Below are 23,441 nucleotides of genomic sequence, written 5' to 3' on the forward strand. Positions count from 1 at the left end.
GCCCGCGCGCACCGCGAGCAACGCCGAGACCAGATCGGGGACGGTGGCGACGACGCGGCGGGTCCGCCCGTGCAGGGCCAGCCGGTCGTCGATGGGACCGCGCGCCCGCCCGACCCTGGAGATGCTCAGATGCGCGGCGCCGGCGTAGGCCGCGACGGTCACCTTGTCGGTGATCAGCGGATGGTCCGGGGTCGCTACGCCGACCCAGCGGTCGAGCAGGACGTGCTGGACGACGGTCTCCGGGTCGGTGTGGTCGAGGACGCCGACCTCGACGTCCACCCGCCCCTCGCGCAACGCGCCCGCGCCATCGATGGTGTCGGGCAGGAAGTGCAGGGTGACACCGGGCGCCTCGGCGCGCACGGCCGCCAGCAGGGGCGCGCAGAGTTCGGCGAGCACGCCGTCCCCGGCCCGGATGGTGAACCCGCGCTTGAGCGTTGACGGGTCGAGGGCCGCGCGCGGAGTGAGCAGCGCACGGCCCTGGTCGACGAGGCGGCTCACCTCGTGGCGGAGTTCCAGCGCCCGTGGGGTCGGCACCAGGTTGCGCCCGGCTCGCACCAGCAGCGGATCGCCGAGCACGCGGCGAAGACGTGCGAGTGTGCGGCTCATCGCGGGTGCGGAGGTGTGCAACCGTTCGGCGGCCAGCGTCACGCTGTTGGTCTCCAGCAACGCGTCCAGCGCGACCAGCAGGTTCATATCCAGCGACTCCACCGGCGGATTATCGCCAGCGCAACGAGCAGGCAGCAAACTTGCCGCGCCGGATAATCCGAAGCCCAGGCGGCCGGATGCGCGGGGCCGGCGGCGGATCCGGGCAGAGCGTCAGGAGTCGCCGGCGTAGGCGTCCTGCGCGATCGGCGCGCTGTTCTGTGGTGGCGCGCCGGAGCTGCGACGGTTGCCGAGCACCTGGTAGGCAGCCGGGCGGATGGGGCGGACCCATTGCGCGGCCCGCGCGGCGCGCGGCAGCTTCACCCCCATGTCGGCGAGCAGGTCGTCGAGGTTCTGGATGGCGAACGGTTCGATGGCGGTTCCGTGCGCGTGCCTGCCACCGGTGCGCTCTTCGAGCCAGGCCAGGCGGCGGTCGGTGTGTTCGGCCATGGCCTCGGCGGTGGGCAACGTCAGATCTCCGGTCAGCAACGCGGCGGTCCAATGCGCGGCGGCCTCGGCTCCCAACGCGCTGATCAGCGAGGAGTTGTAGCCGGCGAAGCTCAGATGGGGCACGCCGAGCGGCAGGATGTGCCGGTACAGGCGGAAGTTGCCGTTGTCGTCGGTGAGTTGCCGCTGGATGTACGGGGTCAGGAACGGCACCCGCTGCTGGAAGCCGGTGGCGCAGACGACGATATCGGCCGGGATGCGTTCGCCGTCGGACAGGATGGCCGCCGGCCCGGTGGGCCCGGCATGCAGTTCGGCGATGGTCGTCTCGCGCCGGACGGTGATGCGCCCCTCGGCGACCTGCTCGAAGAAGCCCTCGGTCGCCACACTCACCGATTGGTCGGCGACGTTTTCGATTGTGCTCGGCGGCATCAGGCCGAGCTCGCCCAGTTGAAGACGTTTGGCGGCCAGCGCCTGCACCAGATCCAGATTGCTCTCGCGGAACGACCGCGCCGGACCGTGCAGGAACCGTTCGAAGCGACCGGGCTCCTGATGCCGGAAGTGGGCTGCACCGGTCCTGGTCAGCAGGAGTCGCTCGGCGTCGACCCCCGGGGCGAGTTTGCGTGGCACCTTCCAGGTGAGCCGGCGCGCCAGCATCGTGGTCGAGGCAGCGACCTGGCTGACGGCCTCGGCCAGATCGCAGGCCGAGCGTCCGTAGCCGACGATGACGACGTTCTGGTCGCGCACCGCCTCCACGTCGACGAACTGCGAGGCGTGTCCGAGCGCGCCGCCACCGGCCTGGTAGGCGTCCTCACCGCGGAAGTACGGCATATAGGGCTCGCTGAACACGCCGTTGGCGATCACCAGGTGATCGCAGGAGGTGCGCTGGATGCCGTCGCCCTCGCGAATTTCGAGCAGCCAGCCGCCGTCCACCGGGTCCGCGGCCACGACCTCGGTGCGCAGCCGCAGCGTGCTTTCGAAACCGAACCGGCGCACGTATCCGGCGAGGTACTCCTGCATCTGCTGCCCGTCGGGCACGCGCGGCCAGTCGGCGGGCATGGGATGGTCGGAGAAGTGGTAGGTGTGCTTGCTCGTCTGCGCACGCAGGCCCGGATAACGCCTGGTGGCGCTCCACACCCCACCGACGTCGGGGGTTCGGTCGAACACCTCGACCGAAAAGCCTGCCCGACTCAGCACTTTCGCGCAGGCCAAACCTGCGATACCCGCACCGACGATTCCGATACGGTTCCCGCTCCTCATGCGCAGGAGACTACGTCGCCGCGGCCCGCCAGCAAAGCGGAGCCCCGGTCACGGCCGCCGACGCGCCGGTCGCTACGGGCCCCGGCGAACGTCGAGTGGGCTGCCGGGTCGTGCCCGTGGCCGAGACCATGGGCAACGATGGTCCCGTTCCGCGTACCTGGCAAACCTTCAGCAGCCAGACCCGACAGGCGTCTCACGACGACGGGCGCACCCGGGCCGGTGGGCTCTCCAGGTGGACGACTTTCATCGCGGTCATCTCATCGAGTAGCTCGGGGCCGTATCCGAATCCGTTGCCCGAGCGCCCTCGCGGCTGCGCCGCACCGCCCGGCGCACCGCCGAAGACCGCGTTGACTTTCACCGTGCCGACCGGCAGCTCATGCCAGGCCCGCTGAGCATTGGCCATCGACGCGGTCAAGATCGTCGCTGCCAGTCCGTAATCACCGCAGCGTGCCTGGGACAGGCCGGCCTCGAAATCCGGCACCACCCGCACGGGGGCCACCGGCCCGAAGGTCTCTTCCCGCATGATCGTCATATCCGGGGAACAGTCGACGAGCACGGTCGCGGGATAGACCGCGCCCTCCCCTTCGGGGATCCGTCCGCCGACCAGAATCCGCGCCCCGCGACTCTCGGCCTCGGTGACCTGATCGTGCACCTGCGCGCGCTGCCTGGCGTCGACAAGCGGCTGCGGATCGCGGTTCCACTCCTCGGCTCTGGCACACAGCGCGTCGATGAACGGCTCGGCGATCCGTGCGTGCACGTAGACGCGTTCCACCGACGTGCAGATCTGCCCGGCGTTGGCGAAGGCGCCCAGCGCCGCCTGCTCGGCGGCCCACTCGGGGTCGACGTCCGCGTCGATCAGCAGTGGGTCGTTGCCTCCGTTCTCCAGCAGCACCTTGGCCCCGGTGCGCGCGGCGGCCGCACTGATCCGTCGTCCGGTCTCGCTACTACCGACATGGGCGATCACGTCCACGAGCGAGGAGGCGGCCAGCAGCGCGCCGGTCTCGGCGCCGCCGCCGACGGTACGGATCACCGAGTCCGGCAGATGCTCGGCCAGCAGCCGGCCCAGTAGCTCACCGGTGCGCGAGCAGCGTTCGCTCGGCTTGTGCAGCACCGTGTTCCCGGTGGCGAGCGCGGCGCCGAGCAGCCCGCAGGCGATGGCGACCGGGTCGTTCCACGGGGTCAGCGCGAGCACGACACCACGGGGTTGCGGGATCATGAAATCGGCGGCCGTCCGATCGCCCTGCAACGACCGGCCCCGGTGCACGGGACCCAGCTCCGCGTACTGGTCGAGCGTCCCCGCGCCCGCGAGCACGCCCTCGCGTCCGGACTCCCGCGGACGCCCGGTTTCCCGTTCGAGCATGATCGCGAGCTCATCGGCGGCGGTGCGCACCGCGTCCGCCGCCCGGTGCAGCATGGCACCCCGCTCGGCGGCGGCGACCGCTGCCCAGCCGGGCTGGGCATCCCGGACCGCCAGTACCGCTTCCTCGATGCCGCCCGCTGCGACCGATACCGGCGATGACATTGCGCCGACCGTATCCTGCACATGGCCAGGTGCCTCGGATATCTGTGTCATGGGGCTCGAATACCCGGTGCCGAGCCGGGAAACCTCGGCCGCCGTCCGAGGCGGACGCATACAGCCCTGACCGTGGTCCGCGCGATCGACCGGTCTGATGAGATCAGGCCCGCTCCCGCGTCCACACCGTCCCGCGGCGCTCGTACTCCATGACTTCTTCGACAGCGAGGGCCGTCGCCGATCCCAACTCCCGCTGCACCAGCCACAGCGCGAGATCCAGCCCGGAGGTCACCCCACCGGTGGTGACCAGATCGCCGTCGTCGACGACTCGCGCTCGGGTGATCAGGCCGCCTTCCCGCTCCAGCTGCCCGACCAGCCGATGATGGGTCGTGCACGGCCGGCCCCGGGTGAGCCCGGCCGCCGACAGCAGCATCGCACCGACGCAGACCGAGGCCATGGTCAGTCCGTCCCGCCGGGCGGCCGCCAACAGCCGGGGCAGGTGGCCCCGGCTGATCTCGGTGGGGACGCCGGGTGCACCCGGCGGCAATCCGTAGCCACCGCCGGGCACCAGGATCACTTCGGCCCGGTGCGGCGCCCACCCGGCTCGGACGTCGATCGCGGTGCCCGACATCAAGACGACCGGACCGGGATCAGCCGCGGTGACCAGTTCCACCTGGGCGCGGGAGTCGAAATGCGTTGCGTAACCCAGCACTTCCAACGGCGCGAAGATATCCAGGTCGTCGACCCCGTCGAAGACGAGAATCTGCACCCGCCACGGGGCGGGATCGCCGCGTCGGCGCCTCGTCGGTGACGGTTGCGCCGTCGGCATCGCCAGGAAACCGGCACCGGTGGCGGCGCCGACACCGGCCCGCAGCACGGTCCGCCGATTCATGCCCGGTCCTCGTGCTCGAGGTGCCGCCCCGGCACGCGACCTCCGACGCGCCGGCGTGAGCTCCGCCCGATCACGCGGAGAAGTAGGGGTCGTCCAGCACGTATCGCCAGGACCCGTCCCGGCCACGCCGCGCGATCTCGGTAGAGGTGGAGACCACAGCGGCACCGCCCGGTCCCACACCGGAAACGACGGCGTCATTGGAGATCATCGCCAAGTCACCGGCGACATGCAGGCGGCGGGGGCGCAGTTCGATGGTGGCCCCGGACCCGATCATCTCGCCGAGCGCCGCCCGGATCGCCTCGGTTCCGGCCTGGCTCTGACCAGGGGCCGAGAACAGCAGTGCCGCAGGCTCATACAGTGCCATCAAGGCATCGAGATCGCCGGCGTTGAAGTGCATGGCGAACAGAGTCGCCAGCTCGGCCGGCGAGCCGGCTCCCACGCTGTCGGCACCGATCCGCACCGGACGATCGCCCCATCCCGCGGAGTCGACGAGGTCGAACCAGGTGATCGGGCCGTGCGTCGGGTAGTACAGCCGGCAGATCTGGCCGGGAAAATTGAACGGGCTGCCCTTGGCCGGATTGTCGCGCACCTGCCTGGCCAGCATCTCCCCGAACGCGTATCCGAGGTCGTGGCGCGGCCACACCGCGTGCACTCGCTGCGCGAAACCCTCCGGCAGCAGGTCCCGGTCGCGCCCGACGATGTCGACACCGGTGCCGCGCTGCACCAGCGCCTCCACCGGGCCGAAGCGATGGGCGATGCCGTCGACGGTGTGCAGGGCGACGGCATTCCACACCGTCTGCACCCGCGACTCCTCGACGCCGTGGCTGCGGAGGAATTCCGCGGCGGCGTCGGCGCCGTCCACCTCGAACCGTTGATCGCCGTTCGCGTGATCGGTGGCCCCGAGATCGTGCAGGATGCTGCCGAGATAGACCAGCTCGTCGTCGTAGTCCACCCCTGGCCGCAGCCCTTCGGCCCTGGCGACCTCCCGCGCGTACAGGTAGGCGCGGACGCAATGGTTGTAGACCAGCGGTGGCGACACCCGCGCCACGAGTGCGTCGGCCGCGAGTGCGAGTTCCGAAGTGGGCAGGTCGAACTGGGCCCGGTCGGCTTGTTGAACGGTCATCGTTTTCCCTTCCGAATGTGCCCACTCAGTCTCTGTTCGGAAGCGACCACCGCCCAGTGGCCGGATAGCCAATGTCCGCTAAATTCTGGCCAGCCGTCCGGAATGCTGAAAGCCGGCGCGGTAGGCCTGCGGCGAGGTCCGGGCAACCCGGGCGAAGTGGTATCGCAGCGTCGCCGCGGTGCCGAAACCCGAAGCCTCGGCGATGCGATCGATCGACAGATCCGAGGTCTCGAGCAGTTGCTGAGCCCGGTGCACCCGGGCTCGGAGCAACCACTGCAGCGGTGTGGTCCCGATCTCGGCCCGGAACCGGCGGTTCAAGCTGCGCACGCTGAGGGCTCCGTGCGCGGCGATGTCGTCAAGGGTCAGCGGTCGATGCAGGTTGGCTTGCATCCAGTCGAGCACCGGCTGCAACGAGGCGTCGCAATCCTCCGGGTCGGTGTGTGCGATGAATTGCGCTTGCCCGCCGCCACGTTGCGGCGGCATGACGAGTCGCCGCGCGGTGTCGGCGGCGACTCGCGCCCCGAGGTCGCGGCGCACCATGTGCAGGCACAGATCGAGTCCGGCCGCCACACCGGCCGAGGTGAGCACGGAGCCGTTGTCGACGAACAACACCGATGGGTCGACCTCGACGCGCGGATACCGGCGAGCAAGTTCGGCAGCGTGTTCCCAGTGGGTCGTCGCCCGCGCCCCGTCAAGTAACCCGGTAGCCGCCAGGGTGAACGCACCGACGCAGACCGAGGCCAAACGCGCGCCGCGTGCGGCGGCGTCCAGCAGTGCACGACGAACGGGCTCGGCGGGCTCGTCGAGGAACTCGGTGCGGCCCGGGATCATGACGGTGTCCGCCTCGGCGAGGCAGTCGAGGTCCCATTCCGATTGCAGCCGGACAGCGCCGTGTACCGCCGCCGCGCCCGCGCTACCGCCCGGGGTCACCACGCGGATGTCGTAGTACTGCTCGCCGAGCATGGTGTTCGCCGCTCCGAACACCATGCCGGGAAGCATCACTTCGAAGCCGATCACCGAATCCGGAGCCAGGACCGCTACCACCGTCATGGCCAGAATTTAGCGCATCATGGTGTACTGGCCAGTCGGACGCTTCTCACTCGAGCACCACCTGGACGCTCACTGAATCAGGCCACACACTGGTCTTCTCGGCGCCGAACTCGTCCGCCGGAGTCACCCGAGGTGCCCGATCCGATGTGGACGACATCATGGACTCCCGCGGCTGGGGAGACCGAGCGCCACGACGATCGAGCGGTAGAGTCAGCCGATATGAGCAGATCACTGACGCACTCCCGCGCCGATGCCTGACTCTGTCGGACACGTCGGTACGCCGGTCATCGTCGACCGGGCGGGATTGTGGGACGCCGAGGCGCTCAGCGATGTCGCCGCGGCGACCTTCCCGCTCGCGTGCCCGCCCGGCGCGACCGCCGACGATATCGAGATCTTCATCTCCGAGGTGCTGTCGGGCGAACGATTCGGCGAGTACCTCTCGGATCCGTCGCGCACGGTGCTCAAGGCGATGGCGGGCGGTGAGATCGTCGGCTACGCGATGCTGGTCGGCGGTGAGCCCGCCGATCCGGAGGTCGCCGCGGCGGTCGAGCCACGGCCGGTGGTCGAGATCAGCAAGATGTATGTGCTGCCCGGCCACCACGGGACAGGGGTGTCCACGGCGCTGATGGTTGCGGCGCTCGATCGAGCTCGCGAGGACGGCTATCCGGGTGTGTGGCTCGGGGTGAATCAGGAGAACGCACGGGCGCAACGCTTCTACGCCAAGCATGGTTTCGACACCGTCGGCACCAAGACCTTCACCGTCGGCAACCAGGTCCACCACGATTACGTGATGCAGCTGGTGTTCTGAGGTCGGCTCAGGCCAGCATGCGCGCTTTCAAGGTCGCGATCTCGGTATCGGTCAGGCCGAGACCGGTACGCACGTAGTTGTCGAAGCTGCCATAGGTCGCGGTGGCTTGATCGAAGGCGGCATCGAGCCAGGCCGCGTCGACGCCGTTGAGCAGATCGCCCGGTTCGGCGCCGCGGTACCGGTTCGACAGCAGGTAATCCTCGGTGACGGTGGCGCGGTCGACGCCGAGGACGCTCAACAGCACCGCGGCCGTCCAGCCGGTGCGGTCCTTGCCCGCCGTGCAGTGGAACAGCACGGCGCCGCCGTCGGCGGCCTGCGCGTTCTCGATGACGTCACGCAGCACCGAAGCGATGGCCGCGTTGGCACCGGGGGCGGTGATGAAGGCGCGATACATCTCGGCGCCGCCGGCCAGGCTCGACACCAGCTGCGGCAGCGGCGCGCCGCCGATCACGTCGTACCAGTTCGCCCGCGCGCCCGCGGGCACCCGGTCCGGGGCGAGCGCGCGTTCGTAGACGGTGCGCAGGTCGTCGACGTCGCGCACCTTGCGCTCGGTGAGTTCGGCCAGGTCGGCCGGGGTGAGGTGATCGAGCTGATCGGTACGGAACACCAGTCCGGTGCGGACCGTTCGACCGTCGATGGTGCGATATCCGCCGAGGTCGCGGGCATTACGCGCACCCTCGAGGTGGAGCGAGCGATCGATGGCGAGTGCGCTCGACGCGGACGGTGGATCGGCGGGTGCGACAGCGGCGGCGGGCCCGAAGGCGATGGCCGCCCCGGCAACCAGCGCGATCGGCACACGCAGCCCGTAACCGACCATGGTGGAACGGTGGACCATGGCGAAGCTCCCCTCATCGGCGCGTGGTGCCCGGCCCGTCATGCCACCGGCTCCCACCGCAATTCCCGCCCAGCAAACCAAGCCGGAGTCCGTGCGGTCAAGCCCGTTTCGGCGAGTCGCGGCCGATCACACCGCGTCGGAGCCGACCGGATCCAGCGGTCCGACGTGGCGATATTCCGCGACCGGCGCCGCACTCGCTCGGCTCAGGCCGTCACTTCGAACCGCGACAGGGCCAGCAGACGCGAGATCGCGCGCAGGTACTTCTTGCGGTAGCCACCATCGAGCATCTCCTGGGAGAAGATCTCGTCGAGCTTGGCGCCGGACACCGTGACGGGCACACTGGCGTCGTAGAGCCGGTCGGCCAGCACCACGATGCGCAGCGCCACGGCCTGATCGGTGACCGGGTGCACGCCGGAGATGTAGACCGAGGAGACGCCGGAGATCAGCGCACCGTACTTGGACGGGTGCAGGGTGCTCAGGTGCTTCAGCAGCTCGTCGTAATCGTCCAGGGTCGACCCGGGGGTGGCGGCGGCGCGCTCGGCGAGCTCGTCGGGCGAGGTGGGTTCGGGTGCGGGCGGCAGGTCGCGGTGGCGGTAGTCGGGACCGTCGACGCGCACGGCCTCGAAGATCGCGCCCAGCTTCTTGATCTCGCGCATGAAGTCCTGTGCGGCGAAACGGCCCTCGCCGAGCTGGCCCGGCAGGGTGTTGGAGGTCGCCGCGATGGACACGCCACTGGCCGACAGCTCGGTGAGCAGGCGCGAGACCAGCATGGTGTCGCCCGGATCGTCGAGCTCGAATTCGTCGATGCACAGCACGCTGTTGGCGCTGAGCCGCTCGACAGCATTGGTGAAACCGAGCGCGCCGACGAGGTTGGTGAGCTCGCCGAAGGTGCCGAACGATTTGGGTGCCGGCGCGCTGTGGAAGATCGAGGCCAACAGGTGGGTCTTGCCGACACCGAAGCCGCCGTCGAGGTAGAGCCCGGCACCGTCGACCTGCTTCTTCTTACCGAACAGGCTCTTCTTCGAGGCGGCCTTGTGGATCTTGGCGACCTGTCCGGCGAACTCCTCGGCCTTGCGCACCGCGGCGGCCTGGCTCGGTTCGTTCGGGTCGGGAATGTAGGAGGCGAAGCTGACCTCGTCGAACATGGGTGGCGGCACCATCTGGGCGACGAGTTGATCCGCCGGAACCTCCGGATGGCGATCGACGAGGCGTTCTTGCATGGGCGAAGCCTAATGACGTGGTGTGATCTGTCTTCATGCAGCGTATCCACAATGCGATCCAGCTCACAGGACTGACCGACGAGGAACTCTTCCGGCTCTACGGCTACCCCACCGGGCTCGACCGCCCATGGGTGCGAGCCAATTTCGTGTCCAGCATCGACGGCGCCGTCACCAGCGACGGCCGGTCGGCCGGTTTGGGCACCGACGCCGACCGCACAGTGTTCTTCGCACTGCGCGAGCTGGCCGATGTGGTGCTGGTCGGGGCGGGTACCGCGCGGACGGAGAACTACGGTCCCGCCAAGACCGATCCGGCTCTGCGGCGCCGGCTCGCCGAACTGGGCATCGGCGGCCATCCCGAAGGCACACCCCCGCCCATCGCCGTGGTGACCGCCAGCGCCGCCCTCGACCCCTTCGGACGGCTGTTCCCCGAACCTGCCGGAACCGATGATGCCGCGCGCAATTCCCCTGCCGGCGCACAGAAGACCGCGACGCCATCCGCGAACCGGGTCGCCCCGCTGATCATCACCACCGCGGCGGCGCCCGCCATCCGCAAGCAGCAGCTCGCCGATGCCGGGGCGGAGGTGATCGAAGCCGGTGATGTGGCGGTGTCGCCGCAGGCCGCCCTCGACGCGCTGGCCGAGCGTGGGCTGCTGCGGGTGCTGTGTGAGGGCGGGCCGCGGCTGTTCGGTGATCTGCTGTCCGCGGACTGCGTCGACGAACTGTGCCTGACCACCTCGCCGGTACTGATCGGCGGCACCGCAGCGCGAATCTCGCTGTCGCGCGAGGAGTTCCGGGTGCCGATGCGCCCGGCCCACATTCTGCTGGACGAGGACGCCACGACGCTCATCCGGTGGGTGCGGTGCTGAGGGCCTGTGTGAAACACGGCACGAGACCTGGCAGGGTGTAACGCATGCGCTGGACTCGGGCCGTGGTACCGGCCTCGATACTTTCGATCATGATCGCCGGATGCGGGGCCGGACCCTCGGATCGCCCCGGCGTGGCCATCGAACGTCCGCCGGTCGCGGGCGAGGCCACCACCTCGGCCGCGGCCGCGGCGCCGCCGCAGGCCGAAGTGCCGAAAATCGATCTGAGCTGGCGGGAGTGCACCACGCCGACGCTCGATCTGCTCGGTCTCGGCCCGGCCCCCGAGGGACTGGTGCTCGAATGCGCCGAGTATTCGACGCCGATCGATGCCTCGGGTGCGATTCTCGGTTCCTTCCGCAACGGCGCCATTCGCGCCCGCCTACCGCAGACGCCCGCCGATGCGGCGCCGGTGGTGCTCACCTCCGGCACCGACCGTTCCTCCACCGCGACCCTGGCCGGGCTGGCGGTCGGACCGGCCAACGCGATCCTGGCCCAGCGCCCGATCGTGGCCGTGGACCGGCGCGGCATCGGCAGCTCGCAGCCGATCGACTGCCTGCCGCCCGAGATCCGCGCCGCCATGCACGACAACGCCCAGTTCTCGCCCGGCGGTGACCAGATCGAAACGATGGCCGAGCTGAGCCAGGATGCCACCATCGCCTGCCGCGACTTCCTGCAGCCCTACGACGGCACCTTCGACGCCGCGCACGCCGCCGACGATATCGAGCAGCTGCGCAAGCAATGGCAGGTCGACCACATCGCGTTGCTCGGCACCGGCAACGGTGCGCTGGTCGCGATGGCCTATGCCCGCAAGTTCGGCGACCACCTGTCGCGCCTGGTGCTCGATTCGCCGCACGCGGTGGGTGTGGACGCGGTGACCAAGGGCGAACAGCAGGTGCAGGGCGCGGAGGCGGCATTGACGGCGTTCGCCCAGCGCTGCGTCGGCCTGAAGTGCTCGCTGGGGCCCGATCCACGCGGCAAGGTCACCGAACTGCTCGGCAAGGCCACCGCCGGGCAGCTCGGCGACATTTCGGCAAACGGCTTGCTCACCGCGATCACCGGCTTCCTCGGCAGCCCGCGCAGCGACCAGAACAACCGGGTGACCGAACTCGCCGACGCGCTCTCGGCCGCCGACCGCGGCGACCTCGCGCCCTTGGACAATCAGATCCAGCGCGCCACCTCGGCCACCGCCGACGACGGCCAGTTCGTCAACGGCTGCACCGACACCCAGCAGCCGCCCACCGCGGGCCAGGCCGCCGGACTGGCCGAGGACTGGGGCGCCAAGTACCCGGTGTTCGGCCGCGCCGCCGCGATCTCGCTGCTGACCTGCTCGGCATGGCCGGTGCTCACCCCGCCGGCGGCCCCGGAGAAGCTCGCGCTTCCGGTGCTGGTACTGGCCGGGGTGGCCGATCCGGTCAGCGGTGCCGGTCAGGCGTCGGTCACCGGCGCACTCGGGCGCGCGGGCGCGCGCAATGCCACCCTCACCTGGCAGGGCTACGGCCACCCGGTGTCCAACCACTCCGGCTGCGCGCAGCGCGCGGTGGTCGAGTACCTGAAGGACGCGAAGCTGCCCGCCGACGGCACCGCCTGCCCGGCCTGAGCGGCGGCGGTGCGCACCTCCCCGGCCCGCACTGCGGCGCGATCGCAGACCCCGCCTCTGGCACGCCGAGGCGGGTCCGGGCAACCATCTGGGCACGATCCGGTGTACCGTGCCCCAGTGTTACTTCGACAGCTCGAGCCCCGGACAGCTCGCACCACCGCCGAGGTGATCAAGTTCGCACTGTGGCCCCTTGCGGTCATGACCGTGCTGAACAGGGTCCTCATCAAGGCTGTCAATGGTTTCGTCACAGACGATTATCGGCCCGTCTACCAGGCGTCGCTGGATTTCCTCAACGGTCGCGCGGTTTACACGGCCAATTTCGACTCGGTCGATCCGCACTACCTGTATCCGCCCAGTGGCACCCTGCTCATCGCGCCGATCGCGATCATCGACTACGAGAAGTCGCGCTGGCTGTTCATCCTGCTGAACGCCATCGCCATCCTGATCGCGTGGTATCTGCTGCTTCGGCTGTTCAACTACACGCTGAAGTCGATCGCCGCGCCCGCACTGCTGCTGGCGATGTTCATGTCCGAGACGGTGATCAACACGCTGGTGTTCACCAACGTCAATGGCTGCCTGCTGCTGGCGGAGCTGCTGTTCATCATGCTGCTGTTGCAACGGCGGGACCTGTGGTCGGGGGCGATACTCGGATTGACGATCGCCGTCAAACCCACGCTCGCGCCCTTGCTGCTGATCGCGGCGGCGCGCGGGCAGTGGAAGGTGTTCATCACCGCGCTCGGTGTGCCGCTGGCACTCAACGCGATCGCCTGGCCGCTGATGAAGGACGCGAGCTCCTTCCTGACCCGAACCGGCCCGTACATCCTGGAAACCCGGGACTACTTCAACAGCGCGATCTCCGGCAACGCCGAATACTTCGGGCTGCCCGCGTGGCTGACCTGGACCATGCGGCTGGCCATGTGCGTCATCGTGGCGCTGACGCTGTGGCTGCTGTACCGGTACTACCGCGAGGACGAGCTGTTCTTCGTCTGCACCGCCTCCGGTGTACTGCTGATCGCGTCGTGGCTGCTGTCGTCGCTGGGCCAGATGTACTACTCGATGCTGGTGTTCCCGTTCCTGATGACGGTGGTGCTGCGCAATTCGGTACTGCGCAACTGGCCGGCCTGGCTCGCCATCTTCGGGTTCCTCAGCTACGACAAATGGCTGTCGGATCGCTGGCAGAGCCTCGGCCGCAATATCGAATACCTGCGGATCACCTTCGGCTGGGGTCTGCTGCTGATCGTGGTGTTCTGCGTGCTGGGTGACCGGTATCTGGCCGCGCGCCGGGAAGGCCGGCTGAAGTTCGGTATCGATCCCGCGTGGATGGCCTCCGCCCCGGACCCGCGCGGTCCGGCCGAGCCGGCCTCGGTGACGTCCACCGGCACCATCGACGCCGATCAGCCGAGTTCACCCGCCCCTCGCACCGAACGAGCACGCGATCGGGCAGGAGAAGCGGACAGCGACACAGCGACGGCGGAGGACAAGCGCATTACCGTGGAGTGATGAGCTCCGAATCGGATACCTCCCTGCCCGCCCCGCGGATCCAGCTGACGCCGCAGGAGTGGAAGGCCAAGCTGAGTCCCGAAGAGTTCGCGGTGCTGCGTGAGGCGGCCACCGAGCGGCCCTTCGTGGGCGAATACACCGACACCAAGACCGAGGGCGTCTACACCTGCCGGGCTTGCGGCGCCGAACTGTTCCGCAGTACGGAAAAGTTCGACTCGCACTGCGGCTGGCCGTCGTTCTTCGATCCGGCCGACTCCGACGCGGTGATCCTGCGAGCGGACAACTCGCTCGGCATGCGCCGGGTCGAGGTGCTGTGCGCGAACTGCCACAGCCACCTCGGGCACGTCTTCGAGGGGGAGGGCTACCAGACACCCACCGACAAGCGTTACTGCATCAATTCCATCGCGCTGCGGCTGCACCCCTCGGACACCGCAACCCGCCAGTAACCCGACGTGCCGTGCGCAAACGGTACGCAGCCATGCGTGAGTGCGCATGCCCCGAAAGTTCGGGGCATGCGCGGTGGACCGCTCAGGGCAGTGCGGTCATCAGTTGCTCGACCTCGACCCGCGGCCCGGTGAAGAACGGCACTTCCTCACGCACATGCAGGCGGGCCTCGGTGGCGCGCAGATCGCGCATCAGGTCCACGATGCGGTGCAGTTCCGGCGCCTCGAAGGCCAGGATCCACTCGTAGTCGCCGAGCGCGAACGAGCTGACCGTGTTGGCCCGCACGTCGGGGTAGCCGCGGGCGGCCTTGCCGTGGTCGGCCAGCATTTTGCGGCGTTCCTCGTCGGGCAGCAGATACCACTCGTAGGACCGCACGAACGGGTAGACGCAGATGTAGTTGCCCGGGTCTTCGCCGGCCAGGAAAGCCGGGATGTGGCTCTTGTTGAACTCGGCCGGCCGATGGATGGCCACATTGCTCCACACCGGGGCGCTGGCCTTGCCGAGTGCGGTGGTGCGGCGGAAGTCGGCGTAGACGGCCTGGAGATCTTCGACGCGTTCGGCGTGCGTCCACAGCATGAAGTCGGCGTCGGCGCGCATGCCCGCGACGTCGTAGATGCCGCGCAGCACCACGCCGCGGTCCTCGAGACCGTCGAAGAAGGCGCGCGCCTCCTTGATCGCCGCCTCCCGGTCCTCGCCCAGCGCACCGGGTTGCACCTGGAACACCGAGAACATCAGGTACCGAATGGTCGAATTGAGAGCCTGGTAATCGAGTCGCGCCATGCCCCCATCGTGCCACTCGGGACTTCTTGCGCCGCCGTCATCCCCACCACACCGCAACGGCGATGGCGGTGCCCGGGCCGGTCCGAGTCGGTCGGCCCGGAGCATCCTGCCCATCAACCACTAGTTCATCATTTTCTGTATACAGATATTTCTGTACTATTGGGCTCGTGGAGACCTCGCTGCATCACGACGCCCTGGCACGGTTCGGTCATGCGCTGTCGGACCCGACTCGCACCCGGATCCTGCTGCGCCTGCGCGAAGGCCCCGGTTACCCGTCGGAGCTGGCCGAGCAGATCGGTGTGACGCGGCAGATCCTGTCCAACCATCTCGCCTGTTTGCGCGGGTGCGGGCTGGTGGTCGCGGTGCCCGAGGGCCGACGCAACCGCTACGAGCTGGCCGATGCCCGGATCTCGGCCGCGCTGTCGGATCTGCTCGGGTTGGTGCTGGTGGTGGATCCGGCGTGCTGCCCCGAGGCCGAAACGCGGGAGTGCTGCTGATGCGATCGCTGGACACGCCCATGGCACGATCCGGGCCGAGCGCCGACCGAAAAGCGTTGCTGGCCCGGCGGATCCGCTGGTTCGTCGCCGCGACCATCTCCTACAACGTGATCGAGGCGATCATCGCGCTCACCGAGGGCACACGCGTGTCGTCCACGGCGCTGATCGGGTTCGGTCTGGATTCGGTGATCGAGGTGGCCTCGGCCGCCGCGGTGGCGTGGCAATTCGCCGGTCGCGATCCCGAGCGGCGGGAGAAACTCGCCCTGCGGATCATCGCGTTGTCCTTCTTCGCTCTCGCCGCCTACGTCACGATCGAATCGATGCGTGGCCTGCTCGGAATCGGCGACACCGGACACTCCCCCATCGGTATCGCGCTCGCGGCGGTGAGCCTGGTCGTCATGCCGGTGCTGTCGTGGGCGCAGCGCCGCGCCGGACGCGAACTCGGGTCCGCCTCGGCCGTCGCGGACTCCAAACAAACCCTGCTGTGCACGTACCTGTCGGCCGTATTGCTGGCCGGTTTGCTGCTCAACAGCCTGTTCGGCTGGTCCTGGGCCGATCCCGTCGCCGCCCTGGTCATCGCCGCCGTCGCGGTGAAGGAAGGCCGCGACGCCTGGAAAGGCGATGCGTGCTGCGCCCTGCCCACGGCCGCACCCCGCGCGAGCGGGGCTGCCGGTCACGACTGCGACTGCTGCGACAACTGAACTCGGCGCCCGCGACGAGGGGGCGCAGGTAGCCGCTGCGTCACGGCACCGCGTGTCGGTTCACCCACGGCGGGCGCGATGACTCGCGACTACCACCGTGCGGCCGGACACCACGCCTGCCCACCCGATCGCAGCACACCGCTATGCCTCACCGCTGTCCCATCGCTCGCCGGCCGCGCCCGGTCAACTCAGCGCAGCTGCAATGTGGTCAGCGGCGGCGGTGGCGGAAGCGACGCAGGCGGGCACACCGACGCCGTGCAGGTACGCGCCGGTGATGGCCAAGGTGTCGAATTCGCCGGTGACGGACTCGATCTCGGCGATGCGCTCGGTGTGGCCCGGCGCGTACTGCGCCAGGGCGCCAGGCCAGCGCTGAACGGTGGCCGAGAGCGGGGAGAGGGGGACGCCGGTGACGGTGGACAGGTCGGCGACGGCCGCGGCGACGAGTTCGCCGTCGGGCCACCCGAGCACCGCGTCGTCACCGAATTTTCCGAAGGAGGCGCGCACCAGAGCGATCTCACGTTCGGCGAGATGCGGCCATTTGCGGCTGGACAGGGTGAAGGCCTTGGCGCTCAGCGGTTCTCCGGTGGCGACGAGGACGCCGGAGTTCTGCGGCAGCGGCGTGTCGCGGGGTAGGGCGAGTGCGACCACGGCCGAGGAGGACAGTTCGATGCCGGCGAGAAGCGACGACGCGACGGGTACCTCCTGTGCGAGCAGGTGTGCCGTCACCGGGGCGGGCGTGGCGAGGACGACGGCGTCCACCGCACCGACCGGCTCGAGCCGCCACCCGGTGGCCGTGCTGGTGAGTTCGGTGGCTTCGCCGGTGACGAACTTCGCACCGGACCGGTCCGCGAGGGCTTCGAGCAGAACCCGGTACCCGTCACGGATCCCCCCGAACACCGGTGCGTCCGACGGCGGGGGCAGTGCGGCCGAGACCGCGGCGGTCAGGCTGGATGCGCCCTTGTCCAGGGCGGCGGCGAGGGTGGGCAGCGCCGCGCGGACGCCGATGGAGCGGGAGCTGCCCGCGTACACCCCACCCAGCAGCGGGTCGACGCTGCGTTCGGCGACCTCGGCGCCGAACCGGTCCGCGACCAGGCTGTACACGTCGGTATCCGAGCCCGGTTGCCAGGTGAACGGCAGGCCGGGTTCGGCCGCGACTCGCTCGAGCGTCGCCTGCGACACCAGCCCGCGCAGTGATTCGGCTTCGGAGGGGATGCCCATCAGCGTCCGCGCCGGCAGCGCGTGGGTGCTCCCCTCGGACCAGATCAGCGGTCGCAACCCGCCGGGCCGCACCAGCTGATCGTCGAGCCCGAGCTCCGACAGCAGCTCGATCACCTCGGGCCGACGCCCGACGAACGCTTCGGCTCCCAGGTCGACCGGGTCACCGTTGATCTCACCGGTATAGAGAATTCCGCCCAGCCGATCGCCCCGTTCGAGCACGACGATCTCGGCGTCGGGCCCGAGCAGGCCGCGCAACCGATACGCCGCGACCAATCCGCTGATACCACCGCCGACGACCGCGATTCTCATAGGTCGACGGTAATCCCCGCCGGAATTCTTCGGTCGTGGTGGTGGGTGAAATACCTGGTCACTGCCGTGAGACGCGGCCGAGATCACACCGTGGGCCGAGGTGCCCTGCCGGGAAACTGCGCCCCGAACCGAGGTGTGCCGGGAACGTTGTTCGTATCGTGGCCGACGTCACCGGCCGCACAAGTCTCGTCGAGGCGGTATTCGCCGAACTATCCGGGCATGGACGGGTTGTTCGTATACGGTGACCGCTCGATCGCCCGATTGCGCCGCCAGTATCTGCGTACACCCCGCAGCTCCCGCGACACACGAGCTGCCCGCGCCGCGGTATCCGCCGCACGCGTCGCGCCGGGATCGTCCGCGCCGCTAAGCTCCGCCCCGGCGTCCGCATCGGATTTCTTTGCGCCCCAACCGAAAATCCGCTTCATGCGGTGATTTTATGGCAGCGCACCGACAGATTCGGGCCTGTCTCCGGACTCCGGGTGCACCGCACACGGGACACCCGTCCGGCCGACGTCACAAACTGTGGACGAGTTCGACCAGCGCGGTGATCACACCCGGGTCGGTGTCGGGCAGCACTCCGTGGCCGAGGTTGAAGATATGACCGGTGGCGCCGAGGGTGATCGCCTCGTCGGCCTCGCCTGCGATCCTGCGGGCCTCGGATTCCACCGCGTCCCATCCGGCGAACAGAATCGCCGGATCCAGGTTGCCCTGCAACGCTTTTCCGGGACCGACCCGGCGCACCGCCTCGGTCAACGGCACCCGCCAGTCCACGCCGACCACGTCGGCGCCCGCCTCCCCCATCGCGCCGAGCAGCTCACCGGTCCCCACCCCGAAATGGATGCGCGGCACACCCGCAGCGGCGACTTCGGCGAACACCCGCTCCGAATGCGGCAGCACGAACCTGCGGTAGTCGGCCTGCGAGAGCGCGCCGGCCCAGGAGTCGAACACCTGCACCGCGTCGACTCCGGCCGCGAGCTGGGCCTGTAGGAAGGCGATGGTGATATCGGTGAGCACGCCGAGCAACTCGTGCCAGGTCTGCGGGTCGGCGTGCATCATCGCCTTGGTGCGCTCGTGATGCTTGCTCGGACCGCCCTCGACCAGGTACGACGCCAGCGTGAAGGGTGCGCCGGCGAACCCGATCAACGGCGTCTGCCCGAGTGCGTCGAGCAGCAGCCCGATCCCGTCGGTCACGGCACCGACCTCCTCCGGCCGCAGTCGCGGCAGGGCACGCACATCGGCGGTGGAGCGCACCGGCGCGGCCACCACCGGGCCGACGCCGGGCACGATGTCGAGATCGATGCCTGCCGCCTTGAGCGGAACCACGATGTCGGAGAACAGGATTGCCGCGTCCACACCGTGACGGCGGATCGGCTGCATGGTGATCTCGCAGACCAGTTCCGGATCGAAGCAGGACTCCAGCATGCCGATGCCCGCGCGCAGTTCCCGGTACTCCGGCAGCGAGCGGCCCGCTTGGCGCATGAACCACACCGGACGCCTGCTCGGCTCGCCGCCGGTGGCGGCGGCCAGGAAGGGGGCATCGGTCAACCGGCGGCGCGTCTGTGTGCTCACCATCGTTATCGTAGGCGGGTCCACCCGCCCCTCAGCGGCGCGCCTCCGACTGCGCCGGGGACGGTAGGTCTACCGTCACCTCTCGTGACACCGCTCGACTACCGCGACGGCGCCGCATCGACCGAGGGCTCCGACGGCGAACCAGCTTCCTTTCGTGCCGCGGTCGAGGCGATGGGCACCGCATCAGTGCATCCCCGGATCGAGCTGGCCCCTATCCGTCCGCCGCAACGGCTGGCACCGTATTCCTACGCGCTCGGCGCCGAGGTCAAACATCCCGAGACCGGAGTGGTGCCGATCGACTCCGAGGGTGACGCCTTCGGCAGGCTGATCCTGCTGCACGATCCCGACGGCGACGAAGCCTGGCACGGAACCTTCCGGCTGGTCGCCTACATCCAGGCCGATATCGACGCCGCCCTGGCCACCGATCCGCTGCTGCCCGAGGTGGCGTGGAGCTGGCTGGTGGACGCGCTGGAATCGCGGGGGGAGCCGTTCACCGCGCTCGGCGGCACCGTCACCTCCACCAGTTCGGTCCGATACGGCGATATCGCGGGCCCGCCGCGCGCCCACCAGCTCGAGCTGCGCGCCTCCTGGACCGCGATGACCACCGAGATGCGTCCGCACGTGGAAGCCTTCGGTGAGGTGCTGGCCTTCGCCGCCGGGCTGCCACCGGCCGGTATCACCGATTTGCGGCCACAGTCGTACACCAATAACGACCACAGCTGAGCGCCACGTAGAGTTCACCTCTATGCCGGAAGCAGACGGGCCCGGCCGCGCCTTGGGGAGCGGCGAGACGGACAGTACGACCACGCAGGTCTCGGCGGACGCCGAAACGGAGACCGCGGTACCCCTGCTCGTTCCGGCCGACGGCGTCCCGCCGGTGCTCAGCACCGCCACCGAGATCGCCGAGGCCGCCGCCCGGATCGCCGCGGGCACCGGGCCGCTGGCCGTCGACGCCGAGCGTGCCTCCGGTTTCCGCTATTCGGCCCGCGCCTATCTGATCCAGCTGCGGCGCGCGGGGGCGGGCACCTTCCTGATCGACCCGATTCCGGTGGCCGATGATCTGGCACCGCTGGCCGAGGCGATCAACGATCTCGAATGGGTGCTGCATTCGGCCGACCAAGACCTGCCCGGGCTCGCCGAGCTGGGGTTGCGCCCGGCGGTGCTGTTCGACACCGAGCTCGGTGGGCGGCTGGCCGGGTTCGACCGGGTCGGGCTGGCGGCCATGGTCGAGCGGCTACTCGGGCGGGCGCTGCGCAAGGGGCACGGCGCGGCGGATTGGTCGACCCGGCCGCTGCCCGAGGCCTGGCTGAACTACGCGGCTCTTGATGTGGAACTACTGCTCGAGTTGCGCGAATCGGTGGCGATCGCCTTGCATCAGCAGGGCAAAACCGAATGGGCGGCACAGGAATTCGAGCATGTCCGGCTCACCGAGCCGCCCGCGCCGAAGGCCGACCGCTGGCGGCGCACCTCCGGCATTCACACCCTGCGACGGGCGCGTCAGCTGGCCACGGTGCGCGAACTGTGGACCACCCGTGACGAACTGGCCCGCCAGCGCGATATCGCACCCTCGCGCATTCTGCCCGATTCGGCCATCATCGCCGCCGCCAATGCCGAGCCGCGCACCATCGCCCAACTGCGCGAACTACCCGTTTTCGGTGGGCCGCGCCAGCGCCGGTACTCGCGCGAATGGCTCGGCGCCGTCGAGCGGGCCAGGGCGCTGCCCGATACCGAGCTGCCGCCGCTGTCCCAGCCCTACGACGGGCCGCCGCCGGTCAACCGCTGGGAGCGGCGCGACCCGGTGGCCGCCGCCCGCCTGACCCGGGCCCGCGCGGCGATGGGCGAACTGTCGACCGAGGTGCTGGTCCCGGTGGAGAACCTGCTCACCCCGGATGTGGTGCGCCGTCTGTGCTGGGATGGGCTCCCCAGCTACGACTTCGGCCCCGATTCGGCCACCGAACTCGGCAAACAGATCGACGAATTCCTCCGCTCCGCGGGTGCGCGACCCTGGCAGCGTGAACTGGCGATCCCGCGCCTGACCGTCGCGCTCACCGTCACCGGCGATTCGAGCGACTCGACCGACTAGCCGGGGCCCGGCCCGTCGTCGCGTGGTGGCCGAACTCGCCACTATTTCTCGCGAGCGCCACCCGCTGACCGAGGCCGGGCTCAGCCCGCGTCGACCCAGCCCGCGATCCGGCGGGCGATGTCGGGGGCGGTCAGCCCCAGCTCCTGCCGGACCTGGGCGACCGTGCCGTGATCGAGGAACTGCTGCGGAACACCGATATCGCGGGTCGGGACGTCGAGGCCCGCGGTGCGCAGGCGCGCCGAGACGCTGGAACCGATGCCGCCGTGCAGACCGCTGTCCTCGACAGTGACCACCATCCGGTAGTTCTCGGCCAGCTTGACGATGGTGTCGGAGACCGGAAGCACCCAGCGCGGGTCGATGACGGTGACCGAAATGCCTTCCGGCGCCAGGAGTTCGGCGACCTCGACGGCCATGGACGCGAACGAGCCGACCGCGACCAACAGCACATCACCATGCTGGGTGCGGGCGGTGCCGTCGCCCTCGGGCAGGCGCAGCACGTCGACGCCGTCGAGCCGCTCCACCGCGGTGATCTCTTCGATCACACTGCCTTTGGGGAATCGCAGCGCGGTGGGTCCGTCGGTGACGGCCAGCGCCTCACCCAGCTCCTCGCGCAAGGTGACCGCGTCGCGCGGCGCGGCGACCCGCATACCGGGCACGATGCCGAGCACCGACAGATCCCACATCCCGTTGTGGCTCGCACCGTCGGAGCCGGTGATGCCCGCGCGGTCGAGCACCAGGGTGACCGGCTGCTTCAACAGCGCGACATCCATCAGCAGCTGGTCGAAGGCCCGGTTGAGGAAGGTCGAGTAGATGGCGACCACCGGATGCATGCCGCCGAGCGCGAGACCGGCCGCCGAGGCCACCGCATGCTGTTCGGCGATCCCGACATCGAACATCCGCTCCGGGAACCGCTCACCGAAGGCGGCCAGACCGGTCGGGCCCGGCATGGCCGCGGTGATCGCGACGATGTCGTCGCGGCGCTGCGCGTGTTCGATCAGCTCGGCCGAGAACACCGAGGTCCAGTCCTGCGCCTTGCTGCTGCTCACCGGCTCACCGGTCAGCGGGTCGATCGGCCCGCAAGCGTGCATCTGGTCGGCCTCGTGGTTCTCGGCCGGTTCGAAACCGCGGCCCTTCTGGGTGACCGCGTGCACCACCACCGGGCCGCCGAAGTCCTTGGCGTGGCGCAGTGCACCCTCCAGCGCGGCGATATCGTGCCCGTCGACCGGACCGACGTATTTGAGACCGAGATCGCTGAACAGCTCCTGCGGGCTGACCGCGTCTTTGATGCCCGCTTTCACCGCGTGCATCATCGAGTACGCCGAGTCACCCACCCGCGGGATGCTCTTGAGCAGCCTGCGGCCGGCGTCGAGGGCGTGTTCGTAGGCCGGCTGGGTGCGCAGCGCGGTGAGCCGCTGGGCGAGGCCGCCGATGGTGGGGGCATAGGAGCGGCCGTTGTCGTTGACGACGATGACCACCGGACGATCGGGTGCGGCGGCGATATTGTTCAGCGCTTCCCAGCACATGCCGCCGGTGAGGGCGCCGTCACCGACCACCGCGACCACATGCCGGTCCTGACCCGACAGCGCGAACGCCTTGGCCAGGCCGTCGGCGTAGGACAGCGCGGCGGAGGCATGCGAGGACTCCACCCAGTCGTGTGCGCTCTCCGCGCGGCTCGGGTAGCCGGACAGGCCGCCCTGGGTGCGCAGGGTGTCGAACTGGTCTTTGCGTCCGGTGAGGATCTTGTGCACGTAGGCCTGATGGCCGGTGTCGAAGATCAGTGGGTCCGCGGGCGAGTCGAAGACCCGGTGCAGCGCGATGGTCAGCTCGACCACGCCGAGGTTGGGGCCGAGGTGACCGCCGGTGACCGCGACCTTGCGGACCAGGAACTCACGAATATCCGCCGCCAGCTCGCGCAGCTGCGGCACCGTCAGCTGCCGCAGGTCTTCGGGCGTGTCGACCCGGGAAAGCATTCCCACCTGAACTCGCTCCCTCCGGATAGCGCATCTGATCCGATCAGTCTACGGAGCCACTCCGAGTGCCTCACACGACGACGGATTCCCACCAGCGGACTTGGCTGGCGAATGTGAGACTC

At 69.4% G+C, this 23,441-nt stretch carries 21 protein-coding genes; 9 read left to right on the forward strand and 12 right to left on the reverse strand.

Annotated features, from left to right (window positions below; genetic code table 11):
* The 6 genes from RJ05_RS15520 to RJ05_RS15545 all read right to left on the reverse strand — a co-directional run.
* The coding region (locus RJ05_RS15520; RefSeq protein ID WP_051016604.1) for a LysR family transcriptional regulator at nt 1-708 on the reverse strand (708 nt) is incomplete at its 3' end.
* Nucleotides 709-816: 108 nt separating this feature from the next.
* Complete coding sequence (locus RJ05_RS15525; RefSeq protein WP_036537949.1) at nt 817-2,346, reverse strand: flavin-containing monooxygenase; 1,530 nt, start codon at nt 2,344-2,346, stop codon at nt 817-819.
* Nucleotides 2,347-2,539: 193 nt separating this feature from the next.
* Complete coding sequence (locus tag RJ05_RS15530; RefSeq protein WP_051016605.1) at nt 2,540-3,868, reverse strand: aldehyde dehydrogenase family protein; 1,329 nt, start codon at nt 3,866-3,868, stop codon at nt 2,540-2,542.
* Between the two features lie 154 nt (nt 3,869-4,022).
* Nucleotides 4,023-4,751 carry a DJ-1/PfpI family protein gene (locus tag RJ05_RS15535; protein WP_036537952.1) on the reverse strand — a complete coding sequence of 243 codons (729 nt, stop codon included), beginning with the start codon at nt 4,749-4,751 and terminating at the stop codon, nt 4,023-4,025.
* A 70-nt stretch (nt 4,752-4,821) separates the two neighbouring features.
* Nucleotides 4,822-5,874, reverse strand: a complete 1,053-nt coding sequence (locus RJ05_RS29950) for a nuclear transport factor 2 family protein (protein WP_036537953.1) — start codon at nt 5,872-5,874, stop codon at nt 4,822-4,824.
* Between the two features lie 78 nt (nt 5,875-5,952).
* Nucleotides 5,953-6,924 (reverse strand): GlxA family transcriptional regulator, encoded by a 972-nt coding sequence (locus RJ05_RS15545; RefSeq protein WP_036537954.1) that lies wholly within the window; start codon nt 6,922-6,924, stop codon nt 5,953-5,955.
* A 250-nt stretch (nt 6,925-7,174) separates the two neighbouring features.
* Between RJ05_RS15545 and RJ05_RS15550 the strand changes: the two genes are divergently transcribed.
* Nucleotides 7,175-7,732, forward strand: a complete 558-nt coding sequence (locus tag RJ05_RS15550; RefSeq protein ID WP_036537955.1) for a GNAT family N-acetyltransferase — start codon at nt 7,175-7,177, stop codon at nt 7,730-7,732.
* Nucleotides 7,733-7,739: 7 nt separating this feature from the next.
* Here RJ05_RS15550 and RJ05_RS15555 read toward each other — a convergent pair whose 3' ends face one another.
* Nucleotides 7,740-8,609, reverse strand: a complete 870-nt coding sequence (locus RJ05_RS15555; protein WP_306306393.1) for a tyrosine-protein phosphatase — start codon at nt 8,607-8,609, stop codon at nt 7,740-7,742.
* Between the two features lie 161 nt (nt 8,610-8,770).
* Complete coding sequence (gene zapE / locus RJ05_RS15560) at nt 8,771-9,787, reverse strand: cell division protein ZapE (protein ID WP_036537956.1); 1,017 nt, start codon at nt 9,785-9,787, stop codon at nt 8,771-8,773.
* A 35-nt stretch (nt 9,788-9,822) separates the two neighbouring features.
* Here zapE and RJ05_RS15565 point away from each other — a divergent pair, with 35 nt between their 5' ends.
* From RJ05_RS15565 to msrB, 4 genes are all read left to right on the forward strand, one after another.
* Nucleotides 9,823-10,653: a pyrimidine reductase family protein gene (locus RJ05_RS15565; protein WP_036537957.1), complete on the forward strand. Its 831-nt coding sequence runs from the start codon at nt 9,823-9,825 to the stop codon at nt 10,651-10,653.
* Between the two features lie 44 nt (nt 10,654-10,697).
* A complete protein-coding gene (locus tag RJ05_RS15570) occupies nt 10,698-12,248 on the forward strand; it encodes an alpha/beta hydrolase (RefSeq protein WP_036537958.1) in 1,551 nt (516 codons plus the stop codon).
* A 117-nt stretch (nt 12,249-12,365) separates the two neighbouring features.
* Entirely contained in the window at nt 12,366-13,748 is a 1,383-nt protein-coding gene (locus RJ05_RS15575) for a glycosyltransferase family 87 protein (RefSeq protein WP_249040434.1), read from the forward strand.
* A complete protein-coding gene (gene msrB / locus RJ05_RS15580; protein ID WP_051016608.1) occupies nt 13,748-14,194 on the forward strand; it encodes a peptide-methionine (R)-S-oxide reductase MsrB in 447 nt (148 codons plus the stop codon). Before RJ05_RS15575 ends, msrB begins: the two co-directional genes overlap by 1 nt.
* Nucleotides 14,195-14,276: 82 nt before the next feature.
* Here the strand turns inward: msrB and hemQ are convergent, their stop codons facing one another.
* Nucleotides 14,277-14,972, reverse strand: a complete 696-nt coding sequence (gene hemQ, locus RJ05_RS15585; protein WP_036537959.1) for a hydrogen peroxide-dependent heme synthase — start codon at nt 14,970-14,972, stop codon at nt 14,277-14,279.
* A 167-nt stretch (nt 14,973-15,139) separates the two neighbouring features.
* Here hemQ and RJ05_RS15590 point away from each other — a divergent pair, with 167 nt between their 5' ends.
* Together RJ05_RS15590 and RJ05_RS15595 are read left to right on the forward strand one after the other, a co-directional pair.
* On the forward strand, nt 15,140-15,469 hold the full coding sequence (locus RJ05_RS15590) for an ArsR/SmtB family transcription factor (RefSeq protein ID WP_036537960.1): 330 nt from the start codon (nt 15,140-15,142) through the stop codon (nt 15,467-15,469).
* Nucleotides 15,469-16,170, forward strand: coding sequence for a cation efflux transmembrane domain-containing protein (locus RJ05_RS15595; protein WP_036537972.1), 702 nt, complete (start codon nt 15,469-15,471; stop codon nt 16,168-16,170). Before RJ05_RS15590 ends, RJ05_RS15595 begins: the two co-directional genes overlap by 1 nt.
* Nucleotides 16,171-16,353: 183 nt before the next feature.
* Here RJ05_RS15595 and RJ05_RS15600 read toward each other — a convergent pair whose 3' ends face one another.
* Nucleotides 16,354-17,697, reverse strand: a complete 1,344-nt coding sequence (locus RJ05_RS15600) for a protoporphyrinogen oxidase (RefSeq protein ID WP_036537962.1) — start codon at nt 17,695-17,697, stop codon at nt 16,354-16,356.
* Between the two features lie 513 nt (nt 17,698-18,210).
* Entirely contained in the window at nt 18,211-19,269 is a 1,059-nt protein-coding gene (gene hemE, locus RJ05_RS15605; protein WP_051016609.1) for a uroporphyrinogen decarboxylase, read from the reverse strand.
* Nucleotides 19,270-19,437: 168 nt separating this feature from the next.
* Here hemE and RJ05_RS15610 point away from each other — a divergent pair, with 168 nt between their 5' ends.
* Together RJ05_RS15610 and RJ05_RS15615 are read left to right on the forward strand one after the other, a co-directional pair.
* Entirely contained in the window at nt 19,438-19,989 is a 552-nt protein-coding gene (locus RJ05_RS15610; protein ID WP_051016611.1) for a DUF3000 domain-containing protein, read from the forward strand.
* A 22-nt stretch (nt 19,990-20,011) separates the two neighbouring features.
* Nucleotides 20,012-21,349 (forward strand): ribonuclease D, encoded by a 1,338-nt coding sequence (locus RJ05_RS15615; protein ID WP_036537965.1) that lies wholly within the window; start codon nt 20,012-20,014, stop codon nt 21,347-21,349.
* An 80-nt stretch (nt 21,350-21,429) separates the two neighbouring features.
* On the opposite strand, the gene dxs is transcribed toward RJ05_RS15615, so the two are convergent.
* On the reverse strand, nt 21,430-23,325 hold the full coding sequence (gene dxs, locus RJ05_RS15620; RefSeq protein WP_036537967.1) for a 1-deoxy-D-xylulose-5-phosphate synthase: 1,896 nt from the start codon (nt 23,323-23,325) through the stop codon (nt 21,430-21,432).
* Nucleotides 23,326-23,441 lie beyond the last annotated feature (116 nt).

It is taken from the genome of Nocardia cyriacigeorgica NBRC 100375 (assembly GCF_000308555.1).
GTDB classification, from domain to species: Bacteria; Actinomycetota; Actinomycetes; order Mycobacteriales; family Mycobacteriaceae; genus Nocardia; species Nocardia cyriacigeorgica.

Bases quoted from the DNA above. Each gene is read 5' to 3' on its own strand.
- RJ05_RS15615 (WP_036537965.1), top strand. From the start codon at position 20,012: ATGCCGGAAGCAGACGGGCCCGGCCGCGCCTTGGGGAGCGGCGAGACG.
- RJ05_RS15535 (WP_036537952.1), bottom strand. From the start codon at position 4,751: ATGAATCGGCGGACCGTGCTGCGGGCCGGTGTCGGCGCCGCCACCGGT.
- hemQ (WP_036537959.1), bottom strand. From the start codon at position 14,972: ATGGCGCGACTCGATTACCAGGCTCTCAATTCGACCATTCGGTACCTG.
- msrB (WP_051016608.1), top strand. From the start codon at position 13,748: ATGAGCTCCGAATCGGATACCTCCCTGCCCGCCCCGCGGATCCAGCTG.
- RJ05_RS15555 (WP_306306393.1), bottom strand. From the start codon at position 8,609: ATGACGGGCCGGGCACCACGCGCCGATGAGGGGAGCTTCGCCATGGTC.
- RJ05_RS15525 (WP_036537949.1), bottom strand. From the start codon at position 2,346: ATGAGGAGCGGGAACCGTATCGGAATCGTCGGTGCGGGTATCGCAGGT.
- RJ05_RS15545 (WP_036537954.1), bottom strand. From the start codon at position 6,924: ATGACGGTGGTAGCGGTCCTGGCTCCGGATTCGGTGATCGGCTTCGAA.
- RJ05_RS15610 (WP_051016611.1), top strand. From the start codon at position 19,438: ATGGGCACCGCATCAGTGCATCCCCGGATCGAGCTGGCCCCTATCCGT.
- RJ05_RS15600 (WP_036537962.1), bottom strand. From the start codon at position 17,697: ATGAGAATCGCGGTCGTCGGCGGTGGTATCAGCGGATTGGTCGCGGCG.
- RJ05_RS15530 (WP_051016605.1), bottom strand. From the start codon at position 3,868: ATGTCATCGCCGGTATCGGTCGCAGCGGGCGGCATCGAGGAAGCGGTA.
- RJ05_RS15595 (WP_036537972.1), top strand. From the start codon at position 15,469: ATGCGATCGCTGGACACGCCCATGGCACGATCCGGGCCGAGCGCCGAC.
- hemE (WP_051016609.1), bottom strand. From the start codon at position 19,269: ATGGTGAGCACACAGACGCGCCGCCGGTTGACCGATGCCCCCTTCCTG.
- RJ05_RS29950 (WP_036537953.1), bottom strand. From the start codon at position 5,874: ATGACCGTTCAACAAGCCGACCGGGCCCAGTTCGACCTGCCCACTTCG.
- RJ05_RS15565 (WP_036537957.1), top strand. From the start codon at position 9,823: ATGCAGCGTATCCACAATGCGATCCAGCTCACAGGACTGACCGACGAG.
- zapE (WP_036537956.1), bottom strand. From the start codon at position 9,787: ATGCAAGAACGCCTCGTCGATCGCCATCCGGAGGTTCCGGCGGATCAA.
- RJ05_RS15570 (WP_036537958.1), top strand. From the start codon at position 10,698: ATGCGCTGGACTCGGGCCGTGGTACCGGCCTCGATACTTTCGATCATG.
- RJ05_RS15550 (WP_036537955.1), top strand. From the start codon at position 7,175: ATGCCTGACTCTGTCGGACACGTCGGTACGCCGGTCATCGTCGACCGG.